This is a genomic window from Micromonospora sp. WMMD1102, from assembly GCF_029626265.1.
GTDB lineage: Bacteria > Actinomycetota > Actinomycetes > Mycobacteriales > Micromonosporaceae > Plantactinospora.
Window position 1 is genome coordinate 7,334,261 of sequence record NZ_JARUBN010000001.1, and the last position, 18,238, is coordinate 7,352,498.

The window sequence follows — 18,238 nt, forward strand, 5'->3', positions numbered from 1 at the left end:
ACGGACGGGATGGGCAGCGGATGAGCGGACGGACGGCGGCTGCCGCGGTCAGGCCGGGGAGTAGACGCCGCCGCGGAGTACCGGCACCACCTCGGAGACGTCGACCTGGACCGCGATCTCCACGTCCTGGCCGAATCCCCGGTTGACGAGTTCCCGCCCCGAGACACTGCCCCGGACCGCCGCCGGCACCGAGGGAAGGCTGTTCAGGGCCGCCAGCGCGACGGCCGCCTCGACGGAGAGCTCACCTGGGGCCGCGGCGAGCACGTCCAGTACGGCCGCCGCACCGAGCTGGTCCTCGACGGCCGGCCGGAGACTGTCGTCCGGCCAGCGTTCCCCGGCCGCCACGACGCCGATCGGTGCGGCGGTGGAGCCGTACCCCTGGGCGAGCAGCCAGCGCCCGACGGCGCGGGCGTTACGCAGGCAGGCCGCCACCACCGGCAGCCCGGTGGCGCTGGCGGCGGCGCTGATCGCCGAACCGTTCGGGGAGGGCAGCACCAGCTCCGGTACGACGGGAGCGGCATGCAGGGCCGCCGGGGAGAGCGACCAGGGATGCGCGGAGGTCACCGCACGGCGACCGACCGCGGCCACCGCACCGACCCGGGTGGCGTACTCGGCGGCCTGTGCGCCCCACGGGAACGGGTGCACCCGCATCCCCCGGGCGACCGCCACCTCGACGGAGGTGGTGAAGGAGAGTACGTCCACCACCACCAGCACCGCGCAGACCCGGCTCAACTCGGCCGCGCCGGCCAGCCCCCAGTCCAGCCTGGCGCCGGTACCCGGTTGGGCGTAGACAGACTCCGCCGACCCGTCCGGTGGTCCGCCCGGTCCCGTCACGATGCGATTCCTCCGCCGTCGGAAGGCCCGGCCGCCGCGCGGTCGGATCAATCCGCCGGGCGGTCTCCCACGTCGGACCGGGTCGGCGCCGCCTTCTGCTCGCCGGCGTCGTCGGTGGCCGCAGCGGCGGCTTTCGGGGCGGCTGCGCCGTCCGGAGCCGCCCCGGCCGACCTGCCGTCGGCGCCGGGGCTGGCCTCGCCGGTGCCGTCCGGGCCAGGGCCGTCGGTGCCGGTGCCGGATTCGTCGCCGACCGCTGAAGGGCTGACCGTGACGGTGTCAGGCCCGTCGGTCGCGGTCTCGGCACCAGCGCTACCGGCGTCGGCAGCGCCGGAACCGGCGGCGGGGACCTCGGTCTCGGCGGTCCCGGCGACCGGGACCTCGGAGCCGGCGGTCCCGGCGGCGGGGACCTCGGAGCCGGCGCTGGCCGACGACGGACTGGCGGACGACGAAGCAGCGTCGGCCGACAACGGACCGGAGGCGCTGGCCGGCGGCGGGGCGCTGGCCGGCGGTGAAACGACGCTGGCCGGCGGCGACGTCACAGCATCGGCCGTGGTCGGCTCGTCCCGGCCGGCGCCGGCGCCGGTAGCGGCCGGGTCCGGAGTGCTCGTGCCGGTGGTTACGGACTCGGCCACCGTCGTCGCGCCCTCGCCGAACAGGCTCGGCAGCGTCGCGCTGTACGCCGCCCGCAACTCCGGCAGCCCGATGGTGAACTGGTCCCGGATCTCCAACTCGTCGCCGGTCGTGTCGGTGACCCCGATCAGGGTCCACGGCACGCCCCGCTCGACGCAGAGCGCGGTGAACGCCTTCTCGTGCCCGCGCGGCACCGCCACCATCGCCCGGCCGGTCGACTCGCTGAACAGGAAGACGAACGGCATCGAACCGGCGGTGAAGCCCTCCGGCAGGGCGATCCGGGCCCCGACACCGTTGCGGAGGCTCGACTCCACCAGCGCCTGGGCGAGACCGCCGTCGGAGAGGTCGTGTGCGGAGCGCAGGTGCCCGACCCGGGCCGCCTCGGCGACCAGCTCGGCGAGCGCCCGCTCGGCCGCCAGGTCGACCCTCGGCGGCACCCCGCCGAGATGCCGGTGGGCGACCCAGGCCCACTCGGAGCCGGAGAGCTCCAGCCGGGTCTCGCCGAGCAGGAAGATCAGGTCGTGGTCGGCCCCGGTGGTCCGGGCGAAGCCCATCGGCACCCGCTGCGCCACGTCGTCGAGTACGCCGAGCACGCCGACGACCGGAGTCGGGTGGATCGCCGCCGCACCGGTCTGGTTGTAGAAGCTGACGTTGCCGCCGGTGACCGGGATGCCCAGTTCGGCGCAGCCGTCGGCGAGCCCGCGCACGGCCTCGGCGAACTGCCACATCACGCCCGGGTCCTCCGGCGAGCCGAAGTTCAGGCAGTCGGTCACCGCGACCGGCTTCGCGCCGGTCACGGCCACGTTCCGGTACGCCTCGGCGAGCGCCAGCTTGGCACCGTGGTACGGGTCCAGCCGGGTGTACCGGCCGTTGCCGTCGACCGACATGGCGACGCCCAGCCCGGACCGCTCGTCGATCCGGATGATCCCGGCGTCCTCCGGCTGCGCCAGCACGGTGTTGCCGAGGACGTACCGGTCGTACTGCTCGGTGATCCAGGTCTTGTCGCAGAGGTTCGGCGAGGCGATCATCCGGAGCAGGGTTTCCCGCAGCGCCTCGGCGGTGGCCGGCCGGGGCAGCGTCTCGGCCCGGTCCGCCTGGAGCAGGATCAGGTCGGCGGGCTCCCGCATCGGGCGGGCGTAGACCGGACCGTCGTCCACAAGCGAGCCCGGCGGCACGTCGACCACGGTGTGCCCCTGCCAGGTGACCAGCAGTCGGCCCGGCCCGGAACCCGCCGGGGCGCCGGTCACCTCGCCGATCGCGCTGGCCGGCACGCCCCACTTCTCGGCGATCCGCAGCACCGCGTCGAGCTTCTCCGGGGCGACGATCAGCAGCATCCGCTCCTGCGACTCGCTGGCCAGGATCTCGTGCGGCTGCATCGACGCCTCGCGCAGGGGTACCCGCTCCAGCAGGACCCGCATGCCGGTGCCGGCCGCGGCGGCGGTCTCGGTGAGCGCGCAGGTCAGCCCGGCGCCGCCGAGGTCCTGGATGCCGACGACGAGCCCGGCGTCGTACAGCTCCAGGCACGCCTCGATCAGCAGCTTCTCCATGAACGGGTCGCCGACCTGCACCGACGGGCGGCGCTGCGCGCTGCCGTCGTCGAAGGTGGCGCTGGCCAGCACGGAAACCCCGCCGATGCCGTCCCGTCCGGTCTTGGCGCCGAGCAGCACCACGACGTTGCCGGGGCCGGCGGCGGCCTTGTTCTGTAGCCGCCGCACCGGAAGGACCCCGAGGCAGAGCGCGTTGACCAGCGGGTTGCCCTGGTAGCAGGAGTCGAAGACGACCTCGCCGCCGATGTTCGGCAGCCCGAGCGAGTTGCCGTACGTGCCGATCCCGGCGACGACGCCGGGGAGTACCCGGGCGGTGTCGGGGTGGTCGGCGGCGCCGAAGCGCAGCGGGTCCATCACCGCGACCGGCCGGGCGCCCATCGCCAGGATGTCCCGGACGATCCCGCCGACACCGGTCGCCGCGCCCTGGTGCGGCTCGACGAAGCTCGGGTGGTTGTGCGACTCGACCTTGAAGGTCACCGCCAGCTCGTCGGAAATCTGGATCACGCCGGCGTTCTCGCCGATGCCGGCGAGCAGCCGGTCGCTCGGCGGGGCCTTCTCCCCGAACTGCCGCAGGTGCACCTTGCTCGACTTGTAGGAGCAGTGCTCGCTCCACATGATCGAGTACATCGCCAGCTCGGACTGGGTGGGGCGGCGGCCGAGGATCTGCCGGATCCGGTCGTACTCGTCGTCGCGCAGGCCCAGCTCGGCGTAGGGCTGGAGGTCGCCGGGGGTGGCCGCCGCGTTCGACACGGTGTCCAGGCCGCCCGGGTAGCCGTTCACCGGCAGCTCGGCGGGAACGCCTTCCGGCTCCGGCTGGCCGGGTACGGCCGACTCGGCCGAGGCCGAGGCCGGAGCCGGAGCCGGAGCCATCCTGGCCGCCACCGCGTCGACGGCCGAGGCGGGTGCCGGGGTTGCGGGATCGGGTGCCGAGGGGTGGCCGGCGAGGGCGGGCTCTGGCTGGCCCATGACCTCACTCCGTTCGATCATGCGGGTACTCCCGCGAGGTGCTTGAGGACCGAGGTGAAGAAGCCGAGCCCGTCGAGGGAGGGTCCGGTCAGCGCCTCCACCGCGTGCTCCGGGTGCGGCATCAGCCCGACCACGTTGCCGGCCTCGTTGCTGATGCCGGCGATGTCCCGCAGCGAGCCGTTCGGGTTGCCGCCCAGGTAGCGCGCGACGACCCGGCCGGTCGCCTCCAGCTCGTCGAGGGTGCGCTCGTCGGCGACGTAGCAGCCCTCGCCGTTCTTCACCGGGATCAGGATCTCCTGACCGGGCTGGAAGGCGTTGGTCCAGGCGGTGCCGGCCGACTCCATCCGCAGCACCTGGTCGCGGTTGCGGAAGTGCAGGTGCTGGTTGCGGGTCAGCGCGCCGGGCAGCAGGTGTGCCTCGCAGAGGATCTGGAAGCCGTTGCAGATGCCGAGCACCGGCAGGCCGTCCCGGGCTCCGACGGCGATCGTCTGCATCACCGGGGCGAACCGGGCGATGGCGCCGCAGCGCAGGTAGTCGCCGTAGGAGAAGCCGCCGGGCAGCACGACGGCGTCGACGCCGTGCAGGTCGGGGTCGTCGTGCCAGAGCGACACCACCTCGGCGCCGGCGATCCGGGCGGCGCGGGCCGCGTCCCGGTCGTCGAGCGAGCCGGGGAAGGTCACCACGCCGATCCGGGCGGTCACGGGTTGCCCTCCGCAGTGTCCCCGGCCTCGGCGACCCGGATCGAGAAGTCCTCGATCACCGGGTTGGCCAGCAGCTTGTCCGCGATCTCCCGGGCCCGGTCCAGGTCCGGCTGGCCGGTGAACTCGATTTCGATCCGCCGGCCGATGCGCACGGAGGATACGTCCGTGACGCCGAGCCTCGGCAGCGCATTCGCGACGGCCTGGCCCTGAGGATCGAGAATCTCCGGCTTGAGCATGACGTCGACGACGACGCGAGGCACTGGGCACTCCTGACTGTGTACGCAGTTGGGTGCCGGCCCACGAAAGGGGCGAGCGGAGCCAGCGTACCCGGCCGACCAGCCAGTTGACGCACGGGCCGGCGCGTCGATGCCCCCGGCGGAGCGCGGCGGCCCGGGGGCGTCCCCATGCCGGGCGTACCGGACCCGGTCACCCGGCGGACGGGGCCGGAAACCGGCCGAAGGGGTTCACCCTTGTGAATAGGTGACGAACGGCTTAGCGTGTGGCGTCAAACGTCCGGTTGGCAGGACCGAACGTCGACCACCCAGGTCCGTACGGCGGACATCCTCCCGCCTACGGCGGCTCAACCGACCCGGTGATCCCGGGTAAACCCCCCGGAAGGAGCCCCCTGTGCGTATTCACCGAACCCTGGTGATGCTCGCCACCGCCCTCACCGGCGCGCTCGTCGCGCCGTCCGTCGCCACTGCCGCCCCCGTCACCCCCTACATCATCGGTGGCGGCACCGTCTCCTCGGCCCCGTGGGCCGCGGCCGTGTTCAGCAACGGCTCGTTCACCTGCTCCGGCACCATCATCGCGGCCCGCTGGGTGCTCACCGCCCGGCACTGCGTCAGCGGCACGATGTCGGTACGGGTGGGCAGCGTCAACCGGAGCTCCGGTGGCGTCACCAGCGGCGTGACCGCCAGTTACGGTCGCTACGACCTCGCGCTGCTGAACCTCTCCACCTCGATCCAGACCAGCTACATGCCGCTGTCCAGCGCCTACCCGCCGGTCAACTCCACCAACTCGATCTACGGGTGGGGGATGACCTGCTACAGCGGCTGCTCGGCGTCCACCACGCTGAAGACCGCCACCGTACGGGTGACCAGCACCAGCGTCACCGACGCGTACGGCGGGCGGGCGATCCGGAGCACCCGGATCAACGGCAACGCCTGGCGTGGCGACTCGGGCGGCCCGCAGATCTACAACGGCGCCCAGGTGGGTGTCGCGTCCACCGCCGACGGGCAGAGCATCCAGAACTACGGCAGCGTCGCCTACAACCGTTCCTGGATCACCTCCGTCTCCGGCGTCTAGGCACCACCCACACCCTCCTCAGGGGTATGGCGCGGACGTTCCGACTGGGTCGGGACGTCCGCGCCGCGCCGTTTCCGTCGGCCAGGCACCGTTTGACGACCGAGCGGCCGGTCTCGGGGTACCGGCGCCCTTTCGCGGCAGCCGCGCTGTTTCGCAAACTGGAGCGATGTGAACAGCCCTCGCAAACCGGGCGGCCCCTGCTCTGCCAGCATCAACGTGTGCTGGTCGTGACGACGGATCATCTGCCGGGCTACGACATCCGAGCCGTACTCGGCGAAGTCGTGTCCTCCCAGGCCCGGACCCGGAACCCGTACCGGGAGGGGGTGAAGAACCTCCGTGGTGGCGCCTACGACCCGAAGGCGCCGGAGAACCTCACCCGCTGGCGTACCGACGCCGTGCAGAAGCTGGGTGAGGAGGCCACCCGGCTCGGCGCCAACGCGGTGATCGGGATGCGCTTCGACCACCGCGAGGTCGGCGAGATGTGGATGGAGTTGTGTGCCTACGGCACTGCGGTGGTCGCCGTCCGGCAGCCACCCGCGCATCCGCCCGCCGACCAGCCGAAGGTCGCCGCCGAGACGGCGCACCTGGCCGAACCGCTGGGCTCCGGCGCGATCGCCGAGGCACCCAGCGCACCCGACCTGGGCAGCGCCGCCGGCACCCCGACACCCCGGAACTGACCCCGGCTCACCGGCGGTCGGGCTGCTCCACGGGTACGCAGCGGAGCAGGATCTGCCGCATCGAACCCATGCCGTACCGGTCGACATCGCTGGAGAGTTCCGCGACCTCGCGCAGTACCGGACCGATCCGCACCCCGGCCGCCCTCGCCACCCGACCCAGGTCGGCGAGGGTCAACAGTTCGTCCCGGGTGTCGAGCCCCTGGTCGCGGGCGGAGAGCAGCAGCAGTTGGCGCCGGAACCGCTCCACCGTGTCGGCCGGGAACGACAGCCCGACCGCCCACTGGAAGGACCGGTGGTCCCGGAACAGCTCGCGGATCGCCGTACGCGTCGCCTCGTCCCCGTCGGCGTAGCGGTGCAGCAGCGCGGCCAGTACGACCGCCGCCTCGCCGGCGACACCGGCCTGCTCGACGGCGGGCGGCGCCGCCCGCAGCCGGTCCGCCCAGTCCGGGTCGGCCAGGTCGACGGGTCGGTTGGCGATCGGCGCGATCGCCCGGTCCAGGCGGGCCACCCGGGCAGCCAGGTCGTCGAGCAGGTCGTCGGGCATGGCCACAGTGTGCCGCCCCGACACCAGTGTCCCGATCCGGCGGCTCGCCGGGTCAGAGGATTGGCGCCGGGTCGTACGCGGCGGCTTCGGGGTGCGCCGCCAGCACCGTGGCGATCCGGTCGGCCACGGCCCGGACCTGCGCGGACGCCGCCCCGGTGAAGCCCGCCCGGTCCGCGACCAGCTCGTCGATCTCGGCCCTGGTCAGGCCGAGCCGGCCGTCGGCGGCGAGCCGGTCGAAGAGGTCGTTCTCGGCGGCGCCCTTCTCGCGCATCGCCAGCGCCACCGCGACCGCGTGCTCCTTGATCACCTCGTGCGCCGTCTCCCGGCCGACCCCGCGGCGGACCGCCGCCACCAGGATCCTGGTGGTGGCCAGGAAGGGCAGGTAGCGGTCCAGCTCCCGGGCGATCACCGCCGGGTACGCGCCGAACTCGTCAAGCACCGTCAGGAAGGTCTGGAACAGCCCGTCGGCGGCGAAGAACGCGTCCGGCAGGGCGACCCGGCGGACTACCGAGCAGGAGACGTCGCCCTCGTTCCACTGGTCGCCGGCCAGCTCGCCGACCATCGACAGGTAACCCCGGATGATCACCGCGAAGCCGTTCACCCGCTCGCTGGACCGGGTGTTCATCTTGTGCGGCATCGCGCTGGACCCGACCTGGCCGGGGCGGAAACCCTCGGTGGCCAGTTCCTGCCCGACCATCAGCCGGATCGTGGTGGCCAGGCTGCTCGGCGCGGCGGCGGTCTGGGCCAGCGCGGAGATCACGTCGAGGTCGAGGGAGCGCGGATAGACCTGGCCGACGCTGTCGAGTACCCGGCGGAAGCCCAGGTGCCCGGCGACCCGGCGCTCCAGCTCGGCCACCTTCGCCGCGTCCCCGTCGAAGAGGTCGAGCTGGTCGGCGGCGGTGCCGACCGGCCCCTTGACGCCGCGCAGCGGGTAGCGCTCGATCAGGTCGGTCAGTCGCTCGTACCCGATCAGCAGCTCCTCGGCGGCGCTGGCGAACCGCTTGCCCAGCGTGGTGGCCTGCGCGGCGACGTTGTGCGAGCGTCCGGTGAGCACCAGGTCGGTGTGCTCGACGGCGAGCCGGGCCAGCCGGGCCAGGGCGGCGACCACCCGGTCCCGGATCAGTTCCAGCGAGGCCCGGACCTGGAGCTGCTCGACGTTCTCGGTCAGGTCGCGTGAGGTCATCCCCTTGTGCACCTGCTCGTGCCCGGCCAGCGCGCTGAACTCCTCGATCCGCGCCTTCACGTCGTGCCGGGTGACCCGCTCCCGGGCCGCGATCGAGGCCAGGTCGACCTGGTCCAGCACCTGCTCGTACGCCTCGACCACCCCGTCCGGCACCGGCACGCCGAGATCGCGCTGCGCCCGGAGTACGGCCAGCCAGAGCCGCCGTTCCATCCGGATCTTCTCCTCCGGAGACCAGAGGGCGGCCAGCTCGGCCGAGGCGTAGCGGTTGGCCAGGACGTTGGGAATGGCGGTCACCCCGCCATTGTCTGACATCCCGGTCGAGCCCGGTCCGGCGGGCGGTCCGGTGGGGGTGTCGGGGCGGCGGTCCTCAGGTCGGCCGGTCGCCGGCCCGGCGACAACGCCGGAAACGGCGTTGACCTTCCAGTCGCTGGAATCCCTAGCTTCGCCCGCATGGCAGCACAGCGGAAGATCAGCCGTCAGCTCACCCTGGAACTCGACGCCGGCAACGCGGCAATTGTCGACATCGGCAAGATGCTCGGGCCGACCTGCGTCAACACCCGGCAGTTGAAGCTCGACTACGACGCCGGCACCGTGAACCAGCGCGGAGAGCTCGTCCCGGTGGTCGTCACCGTCTTCGACGACCGGTCGTACGCGCTGCGGTTCAAGACGCCGCCGACGGCGTACCTGATCCGGAAGGCGCTCGGGATGGCCGGCGGTTCGGCCCGGCCCGGCGGGCAGGTGGTGGCCAGGATCTCCCGCCAGCAACTGCGGGAGGTCGCCGAACGGAAGTTGCCGGATCTGAACACCGACGACGCGGCGGCGGCGATGCGGCAGGTCGCCGGTACCGCCCGCTCGATGGGGGTGCTGGTCGCGGAGGAGTGAACAGCACCCACCGGGGCGGACACCGGCACGGGTCACGACCGCACTGGCAAGAGGGTGGAGCACTCGCATTCCGCGTCCACCGATCGGCTGCTGCCCGGACGCAATACGCCGGGGATGTATCTCCCAGCCTGTGGGCGTGTGATCGACGGCAAGGTCTGAAGCCCTCGGGTCTAGTCACGCATCTGCAACCGTGAGAACCTTATCTACCTCTGGGTAATCGTAGAGCTACCGAAAGTCTCACTGGCGGGGGTGCGTGTTGACGCAGCTCGACCTGTTCGGACCGAACCCCGACGGTCCCGAACCGAAACCAGGCAGTGACCAGCCCGTTCGACTCAGGCTCCTCATCCCTGGCAGAAGCGCCGCCGCCTTCTCGACCCGCACATCCAAAGCTCCATGTGCCAGCTCAACCAGCAGGTACGAGAACAACCCGACGCCCCGTCCCTGGCGCTCATCAAACCGGCACGGCTGGAAGACCTCGAAGTTGTCCCACACCCCGGTTGGTCAAGCAGCGACCAGCAGAAGATCGACGCCTACGTAAACCAGTTCGACCTGCTCAACGACAGAAAGCGCACCCCGTTGGAGGCCCCCCGGTTCAAAGCTACCTACCGCTATCGCTGCCACGACTCACGCTGCAGAGGTCACCAGCAAGGCGTTCTCGACTGGGAACTCGTCACCTTCCAACGCCGTCTACGCCACCACACCGACAACGATCTGCGGCGGGCCATCATCGACAAATTCCTGCACGAGCTGTGTGCGCCGACCCGGGACACTGCGTTCTACGTCGGCAACCAGGCCAAGCGGGTCACCGCCTTCAGCATCCTCGGCGTCTACTGGCCCCCGAAGTCCTGACCAGCCGATCCTGAGCCGCCTGGAGCACCACATCTCGGTGGCAGTGCCGCTGGTCCGCCTCGAAGCACAGTACGGCCACCAGTTCACGCAGGCCCGCCTCGGCGACGGCGTCCAAGGCGTCAACCGCGGCCGGCTCCCGGAGCTGTTCCGCAAAAAATGCGCGGGCCGCCGCCAACTCCTCAGGGGCTCCAGCAAACCCCGACCGGTTGGTCTTCGGGTTTCCCAGTTCACGCCGATGCTCGTAGCTGATACCGACGTCGCCGATTGCCCGGGACAGGGCCGACTTGCTGAACCCCGGCTTTCGGGAGATCGGGGTCAGGCGCACGTCGACCAGCCGGGCGACACCCATCGCGAGCATGTGGGCGACGAACCGGTCGATGGTCTGGCCCTCATAGCCCACACCGATCAGGCCTGGCTCGACGGTCGTCACGGCTACCATGCGGCTAGCCTTGCACATCTCCTCAGCGGATCTTGGCATCACCACCCATGGATCGACGCGTACCGCCCGACGGGCAGACGAGCTAACTAGTCACGCCTGCCGGCCGACGCCCGGCCGGACGGTGGCACCGGCACAGCCCCCGGCACCGGGCTGCCGACCGGCACCGGTGGCTCGCCGGAACCGGGAGCCCCGGTCGGACCGGGCGCCCCGGCGAAGTCTGTCGGCCCGGCGGATTCTGCGGGATCTGCGGGCCCGGTGTGGTCGGGGAGTCGGACCGAGAGCCGGCGTACGCCGGGATCGGCCAGCATGCCGAGCACCGCGACGAAGACGATCCCGGCGGCGACGAGCAGTGTCGACGTTTCGCCGATCTGCTCGGCCAGTGGACCGCTCGCGATCTGGCCGAGCGGGATCGCCAGGAACGAGCCGAGCGCGTCGTAGGAGTAGACCCGGGCGAGCCGGTCGGCGGGGATGTTCTGCTGCATCGAGGTCTCCCAGGCGACCGAGAACTGCTCGACGGCCAACCCGGCGACCACGGCGGCAACCAGGAGCACGGCGACCGACGGCACCCAGGCCAGCCCGAGCAGCAGTAACACGTCGGCGAACATGCAGAGCACGCCGAGCAGGAGCAGCCGGCGTACCCGGATCCGGAGGGCGACAAGCGCCCCGAGCACCATCCCGGCGGTCTGGGCGGCGAGCACCAGCCCCCAGGCGGTCCGGCCGATCGTCTCGTCCGCCACCACCGGGCCGAGCACGTTCACCGAGCTGACGTAGGCAAAGTTGATCAGGAGGAAGCCGAGTACCACCACCCAGACCCAGGAGCGGGCGACGAACTCGGTCCAACCCTCCCGCAGGTCCCGCAGCGGGTTGCCGCGTTCGGCAGCGACACGGCGGGCGACCGGCGCCACCCGTACTCCGGCGAAGGCGAGCCCGGCCAGCGCGAAGGTGGCGGCGTCCACCGCCAGGCCCCAGCCCGGTCCGACGCCGGCGACCAGCACGCCGCCGAGCGACGCGCCGCCGATCATCGCCGCGTTGGCGCCGAGCCGGTTGAGCGCGTTGGCCGACTGGAGCAGCTCGGCCGGCACGGTCTGCGGAACCAGCGCGGCAGCGGCTGGCCAGGCGAAGGCGGCCAGTACGCCGTTGAGGGCGCTGAGCGCGATCAGCGCCGGGATGGTCGCGGTGCCGGTCAGCACCAACGCCGCGACCGCCGCCTGGGTGGCGGCGGCGAGCGTGCAGGAGACCACCATCACCGCCTGCCGGGGCAGCCGGTCGGCCAGCACCCCGCCGAAGAGCAGGAAGAGCACGTGGGTAAGCGACCGCGCGCCGACCACCAGGCCGAGGTCGCGGACGCTGCCGGTGAGATCGAGTACGGCGAACGCCAGCGCGATCGGTGCGACCGCGTTGCCGAGCATGGTGGCGGCCCGCCCGATCGCCAGGAAGCGGAAGGGCCGGTGCCGCAGCGGCGCCAGCGCCGAATCGCGGGTACGCACCGAGTCGCGGATGGGCATGGCTCAGTCCTCCATCCGGAAGAGCGCGACGGTGGCGCTGACCCGGGAGGTGCCGGGTGTGCGCGGTGCTTTGGCGGCGGCGTGCAGCCGGGCCGACGCCTCGGCGATGGTGTTCCGGACCTCGTCCCAGGTGTCGTCGTCGACCCAGAACTCGGCGTCGGTGAGGAAGTTCCCCGGGCCGCGCCGGACCCGCTCGGCCCGGCGGCGCAGCTCGGTGGCGAGCGCGGCGTAGACCAGCCGGTGGTCCGGGGTGGTCTCGCCGTCGGCCGCTCCCGGCGCCGTCTCCGCATCCCGGCGCTGCTTCCAGTCGAAGTCGCGGGACGCGTCGTAGCGGTAGCGCTTGGCGACGCCGCCCCGGATCCGTTCCTCGCCGGCCACCTCGATCACCTCGGCGGCGAGCAGGTGCCGGAGGTGGTAGCTGGCGTTGGCGTGCGTCAGGTCCAGCTCGCGGGCGATCTCGGCGGCGGTGAACGCCGACGCGGTGAGCAGGGACAGGATCCGCAGCCGGACCGGGTGGGCCAGCGCCCGCAGTCGGGCGGTCGGGTCCGGCGCACCGTCGGCGGTGGTTGTGGCGTCGCCCTGAGGTCCGTCCGGGCCATCAACTCCCAAAGACATGTTGGGGAGTTTAGGCGACGACTCCCCAACTATCAAACATTTGTTTGGCGGTCATCGAGCCGCGCCAGTCACCCTGGCTTGGCACGCCCGATCCCCCACTTCGGGATCATGTCAGCGGTCGGGCGCCCGCACCTCGCCATGGTCCTCCCTGGTGAGCCTGGGTGAGCGCTGCGGACAACTCCGGATCGGCGTACGCCTCGGCGGTGTGCTGCCATTCGACGAGCATCTGCGCGACCGGGGTCATGTTGTTGACGGCGGCAGCGGCTCGGACGGTCTCGACGAACTCGGCGACCAGTTCGTCGACCGCGTCGGCCGGGAGGATCCGAATCCAGGGAAGCACCGAGTGCCGCAGCGCCCGTTCGCCGACGAGCCGGTCAGTTGCTCTGGTGGGTTGCTGGATCAGCTCCGTGAATGACGTTTCGTCTGCTGGCATGCTCACTTCTCCGAAGGTACGCGAGGTAGTCGCGCCGGCGGCGCGCGTGACGGGTCGGGTGTAACCGGCGATCTGGACACCGCCCTGCTACGCACGACACCTGCCCGCGCAGGGAAGCGGCCGACCGGTTACCGGTGGGAGGATGATTCTTGCCGAGTCACCGGAGGATGTGCTGCGACCATGGACGATGTCCGCTTTGACGTGCCGCTCTACACACAGGCCGAGGCCGCGCGTTACGTCGACATGCCCGCCTCCACGCTGCGGACGTGGACTCAGGGTTATCCGCGCCGAACGGGTCAGCAGCGTGCCGTCACCGGCGCTCACTCCGAGGCCGAAGTGATCATCAGAGCCCGCCCCGTTGTCACCTACCTCTCGCCTCCCCATCCGTCGGATCCGTCCGTCCCCTTCATCGGTCTCGCCGAGGCGATGTTCCTCTCCGCGCTCCGCAAGGCGGGGGTGCCACTGCAACAGATCAGACCTGCGCTGACCCTCGTGCAGGAGCGGCTCGGAGTCGCGCACGCCCTGGCCTCACGACGCCTCTACGCCGCCGGTGCACAACTGCTGTGGGAGGTGTCCGAGGAGGGAGAACTCGACTCGGGCGCACGCCGCGCCCTGATCGTCCTGCGTGACGGCCAATACGTCTTCCGAGAGGTCATCGAGCGGTACCTCAAGCGCATCGAGTACGCCAATGACGGATACGCGCACCGGGTCAGGCTGCCCGCCTACGAGGTGGCGCGGGTCGTCGCCGACCCGGAGATCAACTTTGGCCATCCGTTCTTCGTCGCCACGGGCGCACCTATCCAGGCGGTGCTGGCGCGGATCCGTGCGGGCGAGCCACTGGCCGAGGTGGCAGACGACTTCGACCTTCCCGCCGACCAGGTTGCCGAAGTAGCGGATCGAGCGAACCTACAAGCGGCATGAGTGAACTGCGCCTCTTCCTTGATCGCAGTATCGGCACCAAGAAGATCGCCAGGGTCCTTCGCGAACTGGGCCTCGACGTCGAGACGATTCAGGACCGCTATGGCAGGGCGGCGAGCACGGTGCCCGACGAACGCTGGATACACGACGCCAGCCGCGACGGCCGGATCCTAGTAGGAGCAGACCAACGAATAAGGTACAACCGCCTCGAACGCCGGACGATCTGCCTGTCCTCAGCCCGCTGCTTCACGTTCCCGCGTGGCGACCTGAGTGCCGTCGAGATGATAGACCGCCTCACGCGCTACCTACCGGAGATCGAACGCATCTGTACCGAGACCGAAGGCCCCTTCGTCTATCACCTGACCGCCGGAGCGGTCGTCGCCATGCGCCTCGACTGCGCCGACTGCCTGCCGTAGATGGCCGCGACTGCGACTCCGTCCGCCGCATCTGGAGCGCCTCTGCTGTCCGGGGCGGCACCGACCCCGGAGTCATTCAGTCCTCTGCCGGGATGTCCTGTCGATACTGGAGTTCGTGCAGGTGGCTGCCCTTGATCAGGATCGACAGCTCGACCGGACGGCCGGACTCGTCCCGGATGACGCGGAACTGACGGATGACCGGGACGTACGGCGGCAGCGCCAGTGCCTCGATCTCCTCGGTGGTGGGCATCCTCGCGGAAATCCGGTCGTGCAGATCCCGCGGCCGATAGCCGTTGTCCGCCAGTACCCGGGCGGCGCCACCAACGATCTTTCGGCGCCCGGCCAGCTCCGTACCCCTGGCAATCACCGCCGGATAGTACGACCAGGAGACCTCGACCGGCTCGTTGTCGTGCAACAACAGCCGTTGTCGCACGACGGCCAGTTGGTCGCTGGATGGTCGCGGTTGCCGCCTGATACGACGTGACCAGGGTCGGGATGGACGGCAACCGAGTGCCGGGCGGGAACTCGCCCGACATGATCCGGGCACGGATGTCGGCTGCTACCTGCTCGTGACGGGGCCGTGCGTCACCCACGCTGGCCACGACGGCCCTCCGTTTCATCGTCGGTCGATCGACAATTCATAACGTAGCCGGCGGCCCCACGGAACCATCGTCATCACGCTTACCTCGACCGGCCGTCCGTCGGCGGTCTTCGACAGCCGGCTCAGCCCCAGTACCCATTCATGATCACTCAAGCCGAGTGTCTCCCGTTCCGTCTCGCTCGGCCGCCGGGCGTACACGTCCTCCCGCACCTGGACGGGTAGGTGACCCAGCTCGCCGAGGAGGGTGATCGCACCGCCCTTGATCTTGCGAGGTTCGGCAAGCGCGGTTCCCTGTGCGATCGGCAACGGGTAGTAGGAGTCGGTCAGTTCGACCGGCCGCCCGTCGAACAACATCAACCGACGACGCACGACAGCGTGAGATCCGACGCCGATTTCCAGGGCTTCCGCTATCTCCGCCTCGGGGACGATCTCACCCACGTTCAGTAGGCGCTGACTGCCGACCCCGCCTTTCGCCACGGCCTCCGCGCCCAGGCGTCCGAGTCCTCGCTCGACCGCGGCGTCAGGTACGGGGTCGAGATGCTGATCCACTCCGAACCTTCCATGACCGACTCCTTGGTGGATCGGGCGACAACGGGGCCGGACACCCGCCTCAGACTAGGCCCATTCCTCGAGGCTGAGGCGGGGTCCGGACCGACTATTCGTGGGGCGACTCGCCGGACACCACGGAACCGGAGACCACGGAAAGTGCGGGCATGAAGCTGACACCGTTGAGCCTTCCGGTCGAGCCGACGATGTACCCCGACGGCCGGGTTGGCCTCCGATTTCGTCGATGGTAAGCGGGTTGCTCGTCCCTGACCCGCCCTCGGGATTCGCCCTTCCGGCCGGTACGTCGGCAAGGACGACAAGAGGTGATGACCCAGTCCGGTAGAGTAGGGCGACCCGTAGGATTCCGGACGTGTCCGATCTTGCAGCGCGGTTCGCCCAGCTCGCTTCCGAGCACGACTTCCGAAAGAGAGCGGCGACCGCGCTCGTCGTGCGCTGGGATTGGTACACCTGGCCGGGCCTTGATCTTCGTCCGTTGCACTTCGAACGGGACCTGCTCAAGGCTGGCCGCCGGTTGGACACCCGACCGCCGGTGGATCGGGATGTTTTGCGCATCGGGTTCGACGGCGAGGGCCGCGCGGTGGTGATCGAGGAGTACAGCGGCTTCCTTCACGGCCGCCTGTACTACGAGGCGTTCGTCCGCCATGACGGCGACGTGGTCGAGGCGGCGCGCTTCGATACGGACGGGCCCATCTACCTGCACGAGTACCGCTTCGTGGACGGGTTGATGCGCTCGGCCGATACGGTCGCGCGGCGCGGCTCGGGGCGGGAGTCGTACGCATACACCAATGGGCGGATCAGCCGCGTCGAGATCGAGCACGACGGCCGGGCGCCTTCGGTGCTGACGGCAGAGCACGACGACCGCGGCCTGGTCCGCGTCGTCGAGGTCATGAGCCGTCGGTCCGAGGTGCGCTATGAGCGGCCGCCGGCCGGATTCGACCTCGAAGCGGCGTGCCGGACCATCGAGGATGCACTCCTCACCCTGATCCCGGACGCCGTGGCACGCCTGGCGGTTGACGGCCCCGCCGCCTGCGTCGCGCTGAGCTACTACCGATCGGACGCGCTGTCCTTCGAGGTCCACGGAGCCACTGAGGACGAGCGCGCCGCCCTGGCGGCGATCGACGCCCAGGCAGCATGGTCGCCGGCCGACTTCGAGGCCAGTACCGACGTCGACCTCGACGACGCAGGACCGGTGCGGCTGGTACGACAGGAACTCGCCCTACTCGACGCCGACAACCTCGATGCCGCCGCCGGATCCGAGGTGGGCCGGCGACTGTTGTGCACGGTGGCGGCTCGACTCAACCTCCGCGACTGGTCGGACACGCTGCCAGTCGCCGACGACTTCGTGGTGTACCCCGTCGACCTTGAGCTGGTCGACCTGGAGCGGAACCTGGCCGACTGCCTGCCGCCGGACCGGCTCGCCCGGCTACGCGAGCGCGGCCTGCTGTGACCAACCCTTGCCACGCCCCGACCGCAACCTCGACAGACAGGTGGTCGGGGCGTCAGGGCCGGTCAAAGGTGCCGGATTTCGAGGCGGCGACGAATGCCCGCCAAGTGCCGGGCGAGAAGCAGAGGACCGCTGCTTCGGGGCGCTTGGAGTCACGGACCGCGACCAGGCCGGTGGCCGCCGCGACCTCCACGCAGTCATTGTTTCCACCACCGCTGGATCGGCTGCTCTTGCGCCAGGTCAGAGTCCGTACGTCCATGGTTGCCGGCCTTTCTCAGAGCGCGTCCCTCGCCTTAACGATCAACTCCCGCGACTCCTCGACACTTACCGCCGTCGCCCGCAGGTAGTCAAAGGCAAGGGTAAACCTCCTCACCTCCTCGGCGCCCTCGACGTTGACGTCACCGGCCGGCGTCTCGACGAAGGCGGTCGGCGGGTGCAGCGGGAAGGACATGATCGTGAACGCACCGTTCAGCCCGGCGTGCCAGACCGCCTGCTGCCGCAAGACCTGGATGGCGACGTTGCCGCGCGGTGCGAGCAGGTGGTCGAGCTGCGCCTTGAGCACGTCGGGTCCACCGATCCGGCGGTGCAGCAGCGACTCGTCCAGGACCGCCCAGAGCGCCAGTGAGTCGTCGGCGAGGCGACGCTGCCGGGCGAGTCGGGCCTCGACCAGCCGTTCGACCTCCTCGGGCGTCCGCCCGCGACCGGCCGGCTCGCCCCGGAAGGTCGCCCGCGCGTACTCCTCGGTCTGCAACAGCCCGTTGACGGTGCCCCAGGACCAGGCACGCAGCTCGGACGCCTCTGCCTCGAAGGCGATATACGAACTCAACCAACTGCCGATGACCTCGCGGTAGTCCTCCCACCAGCCGCGCTTGCGGGACTCCCGGGCCAGCCGCCAGTACTGCTCCTTCACCTCCAGTTCGGTGATGCCGTAGCAGTCGAGCATCAGGAACAGGTCACCCTTGCTCACGCCGGTCTGCGCCAACTCGATCCGGGAGATCTTGCCCTGCGAGCAGCCGAGTGCCTCACCCACCTGGTCGGCGCTGAGCTTCGCCGCCAGCCGCAGCCGCTTCAGCTCGATGCCAAGCTGCCGACCCCGCACCGTCGGCGTCCGCCGTTCCCGCTTCTCTGGCATCCACACAGCTTCATGTATGGGCAGGCTCAGATCAATAGCACGAACAC

At 70.7% G+C, this 18,238-nt stretch carries 19 protein-coding genes and 2 pseudogenes; 7 read left to right on the forward strand and 14 right to left on the reverse strand.

The window, feature by feature from the left end:
• Window positions 1–48 precede the first annotated feature (48 nt).
• The 4 genes and pseudogenes from O7626_RS33260 to purS form a co-directional block, all read right to left on the reverse strand.
• Window positions 49–834, reverse strand: coding sequence for a 2-phosphosulfolactate phosphatase (locus tag O7626_RS33260; RefSeq protein WP_278064952.1), 786 nt, complete (start codon window positions 832–834; stop codon window positions 49–51).
• A 647-nt stretch (window positions 835–1,481) separates the two neighbouring features.
• Window positions 1,482–3,881, reverse strand: a pseudogene (gene purL, locus O7626_RS33265) (phosphoribosylformylglycinamidine synthase subunit PurL); the annotation flags it as partial.
• Window positions 3,882–3,994: 113 nt separating this feature from the next.
• Window positions 3,995–4,678, reverse strand: a complete 684-nt coding sequence (purQ, locus tag O7626_RS33270) for a phosphoribosylformylglycinamidine synthase subunit PurQ (RefSeq protein ID WP_278064953.1) — start codon at window positions 4,676–4,678, stop codon at window positions 3,995–3,997.
• On the reverse strand, window positions 4,675–4,938 hold the full coding sequence (gene purS / locus O7626_RS33275) for a phosphoribosylformylglycinamidine synthase subunit PurS (RefSeq protein WP_278064954.1): 264 nt from the start codon (window positions 4,936–4,938) through the stop codon (window positions 4,675–4,677). The genes purQ and purS overlap by 4 nt, the downstream gene beginning before the upstream one ends.
• A 367-nt stretch (window positions 4,939–5,305) precedes the next feature.
• Between purS and O7626_RS33280 the strand changes: the two genes are divergently transcribed.
• Entirely contained in the window at window positions 5,306–5,986 is a 681-nt protein-coding gene (locus tag O7626_RS33280; protein WP_278064955.1) for a DUF1986 domain-containing protein, read from the forward strand.
• A 218-nt stretch (window positions 5,987–6,204) separates the two neighbouring features.
• Window positions 6,205–6,663, forward strand: coding sequence for a YbjQ family protein (locus O7626_RS33285; protein WP_278064956.1), 459 nt, complete (start codon window positions 6,205–6,207; stop codon window positions 6,661–6,663).
• Window positions 6,664–6,670: 7 nt separating this feature from the next.
• On the opposite strand, the gene O7626_RS33290 is transcribed toward O7626_RS33285, so the two are convergent.
• On the reverse strand, window positions 6,671–7,207 hold the full coding sequence (locus O7626_RS33290) for a hypothetical protein (protein WP_278064957.1): 537 nt from the start codon (window positions 7,205–7,207) through the stop codon (window positions 6,671–6,673).
• Between the two features lie 52 nt (window positions 7,208–7,259).
• A complete protein-coding gene (purB, locus tag O7626_RS33295; RefSeq protein ID WP_278064958.1) occupies window positions 7,260–8,684 on the reverse strand; it encodes an adenylosuccinate lyase in 1,425 nt (474 codons plus the stop codon).
• Between the two features lie 156 nt (window positions 8,685–8,840).
• On the opposite strand from purB, the gene O7626_RS33300 reads away from it, so the two are divergent.
• Together O7626_RS33300 and O7626_RS33305 are read left to right on the forward strand one after the other, a co-directional pair.
• The gene (locus O7626_RS33300; RefSeq protein WP_278064959.1) at window positions 8,841–9,272 is read left to right on the forward strand and encodes a 50S ribosomal protein L11; all 432 of its coding nucleotides are present in this window, start codon (window positions 8,841–8,843) and stop codon (window positions 9,270–9,272) included.
• Window positions 9,273–9,665: 393 nt separating this feature from the next.
• The gene (locus tag O7626_RS33305; RefSeq protein ID WP_278064960.1) at window positions 9,666–10,121 is read left to right on the forward strand and encodes a hypothetical protein; all 456 of its coding nucleotides are present in this window, start codon (window positions 9,666–9,668) and stop codon (window positions 10,119–10,121) included.
• Here the strand turns inward: O7626_RS33305 and O7626_RS33310 are convergent.
• The 4 genes from O7626_RS33310 to O7626_RS33325 form a co-directional block, all read right to left on the reverse strand.
• Window positions 10,084–10,551: a DUF488 domain-containing protein gene (locus O7626_RS33310; protein ID WP_278064961.1), complete on the reverse strand. Its 468-nt coding sequence runs from the start codon at window positions 10,549–10,551 to the stop codon at window positions 10,084–10,086. The genes O7626_RS33305 and O7626_RS33310 overlap by 38 nt on opposite strands.
• Before the next feature lie 95 nt (window positions 10,552–10,646).
• Complete coding sequence (locus tag O7626_RS33315) at window positions 10,647–12,065, reverse strand: MFS transporter (RefSeq protein WP_278064962.1); 1,419 nt, start codon at window positions 12,063–12,065, stop codon at window positions 10,647–10,649.
• A 3-nt stretch (window positions 12,066–12,068) separates the two neighbouring features.
• Window positions 12,069–12,680, reverse strand: a complete 612-nt coding sequence (locus tag O7626_RS33320; protein ID WP_278064963.1) for a helix-turn-helix domain-containing protein — start codon at window positions 12,678–12,680, stop codon at window positions 12,069–12,071.
• A 106-nt stretch (window positions 12,681–12,786) separates the two neighbouring features.
• Entirely contained in the window at window positions 12,787–13,113 is a 327-nt protein-coding gene (locus O7626_RS33325) for a hypothetical protein (RefSeq protein WP_278064964.1), read from the reverse strand.
• A 180-nt stretch (window positions 13,114–13,293) separates the two neighbouring features.
• On the opposite strand from O7626_RS33325, the gene O7626_RS33330 reads away from it, so the two are divergent.
• Together O7626_RS33330 and O7626_RS33335 are read left to right on the forward strand one after the other, a co-directional pair.
• Entirely contained in the window at window positions 13,294–14,034 is a 741-nt protein-coding gene (locus O7626_RS33330; protein ID WP_278064965.1) for a DUF433 domain-containing protein, read from the forward strand.
• Window positions 14,031–14,447 carry a hypothetical protein gene (locus O7626_RS33335; protein WP_278064966.1) on the forward strand — a complete coding sequence of 139 codons (417 nt, stop codon included), beginning with the start codon at window positions 14,031–14,033 and terminating at the stop codon, window positions 14,445–14,447. The genes O7626_RS33330 and O7626_RS33335 overlap by 4 nt, the downstream gene beginning before the upstream one ends.
• Window positions 14,448–14,523: 76 nt before the next feature.
• Here the strand turns inward: O7626_RS33335 and O7626_RS33340 are convergent.
• Together O7626_RS33340 and O7626_RS33350 are read right to left on the reverse strand one after the other, a co-directional pair.
• Window positions 14,524–15,049: pseudogene (locus O7626_RS33340) on the reverse strand (UTRA domain-containing protein).
• 14 nt (window positions 15,050–15,063) lie between these two features.
• Entirely contained in the window at window positions 15,064–15,597 is a 534-nt protein-coding gene (locus tag O7626_RS33350) for a UTRA domain-containing protein (protein ID WP_278064968.1), read from the reverse strand.
• 529 nt (window positions 15,598–16,126) lie between these two features.
• On the opposite strand from O7626_RS33350, the gene O7626_RS33355 reads away from it, so the two are divergent.
• Window positions 16,127–17,062 carry a hypothetical protein gene (locus O7626_RS33355; protein WP_278064969.1) on the forward strand — a complete coding sequence of 312 codons (936 nt, stop codon included), beginning with the start codon at window positions 16,127–16,129 and terminating at the stop codon, window positions 17,060–17,062.
• A gap of 52 nt (window positions 17,063–17,114) precedes the next feature.
• Here O7626_RS33355 and O7626_RS33360 read toward each other — a convergent pair whose 3' ends face one another.
• Together O7626_RS33360 and O7626_RS33365 are read right to left on the reverse strand one after the other, a co-directional pair.
• Window positions 17,115–17,318 (reverse strand): DUF397 domain-containing protein, encoded by a 204-nt coding sequence (locus O7626_RS33360; RefSeq protein ID WP_278064970.1) that lies wholly within the window; start codon window positions 17,316–17,318, stop codon window positions 17,115–17,117.
• Between the two features lie 15 nt (window positions 17,319–17,333).
• Window positions 17,334–18,191, reverse strand: coding sequence for a helix-turn-helix transcriptional regulator (locus tag O7626_RS33365; RefSeq protein WP_278064971.1), 858 nt, complete (start codon window positions 18,189–18,191; stop codon window positions 17,334–17,336).
• Window positions 18,192–18,238 lie beyond the last annotated feature (47 nt).

Bases quoted from the DNA above. Each gene is read 5' to 3' on its own strand.
- O7626_RS33325 (WP_278064964.1), bottom strand. From the start codon at position 13,113: ATGCCAGCAGACGAAACGTCATTCACGGAGCTGATCCAGCAACCCACC.
- O7626_RS33305 (WP_278064960.1), top strand. From the start codon at position 9,666: ATGTGCCAGCTCAACCAGCAGGTACGAGAACAACCCGACGCCCCGTCC.
- O7626_RS33330 (WP_278064965.1), top strand. From the start codon at position 13,294: ATGGACGATGTCCGCTTTGACGTGCCGCTCTACACACAGGCCGAGGCC.
- O7626_RS33360 (WP_278064970.1), bottom strand. From the start codon at position 17,318: ATGGACGTACGGACTCTGACCTGGCGCAAGAGCAGCCGATCCAGCGGT.
- O7626_RS33290 (WP_278064957.1), bottom strand. From the start codon at position 7,207: ATGCCCGACGACCTGCTCGACGACCTGGCTGCCCGGGTGGCCCGCCTG.
- O7626_RS33365 (WP_278064971.1), bottom strand. From the start codon at position 18,191: ATGCCAGAGAAGCGGGAACGGCGGACGCCGACGGTGCGGGGTCGGCAG.
- O7626_RS33335 (WP_278064966.1), top strand. From the start codon at position 14,031: ATGAGTGAACTGCGCCTCTTCCTTGATCGCAGTATCGGCACCAAGAAG.
- O7626_RS33320 (WP_278064963.1), bottom strand. From the start codon at position 12,680: ATGTCTTTGGGAGTTGATGGCCCGGACGGACCTCAGGGCGACGCCACA.
- O7626_RS33315 (WP_278064962.1), bottom strand. From the start codon at position 12,065: ATGCCCATCCGCGACTCGGTGCGTACCCGCGATTCGGCGCTGGCGCCG.
- O7626_RS33300 (WP_278064959.1), top strand. From the start codon at position 8,841: ATGGCAGCACAGCGGAAGATCAGCCGTCAGCTCACCCTGGAACTCGAC.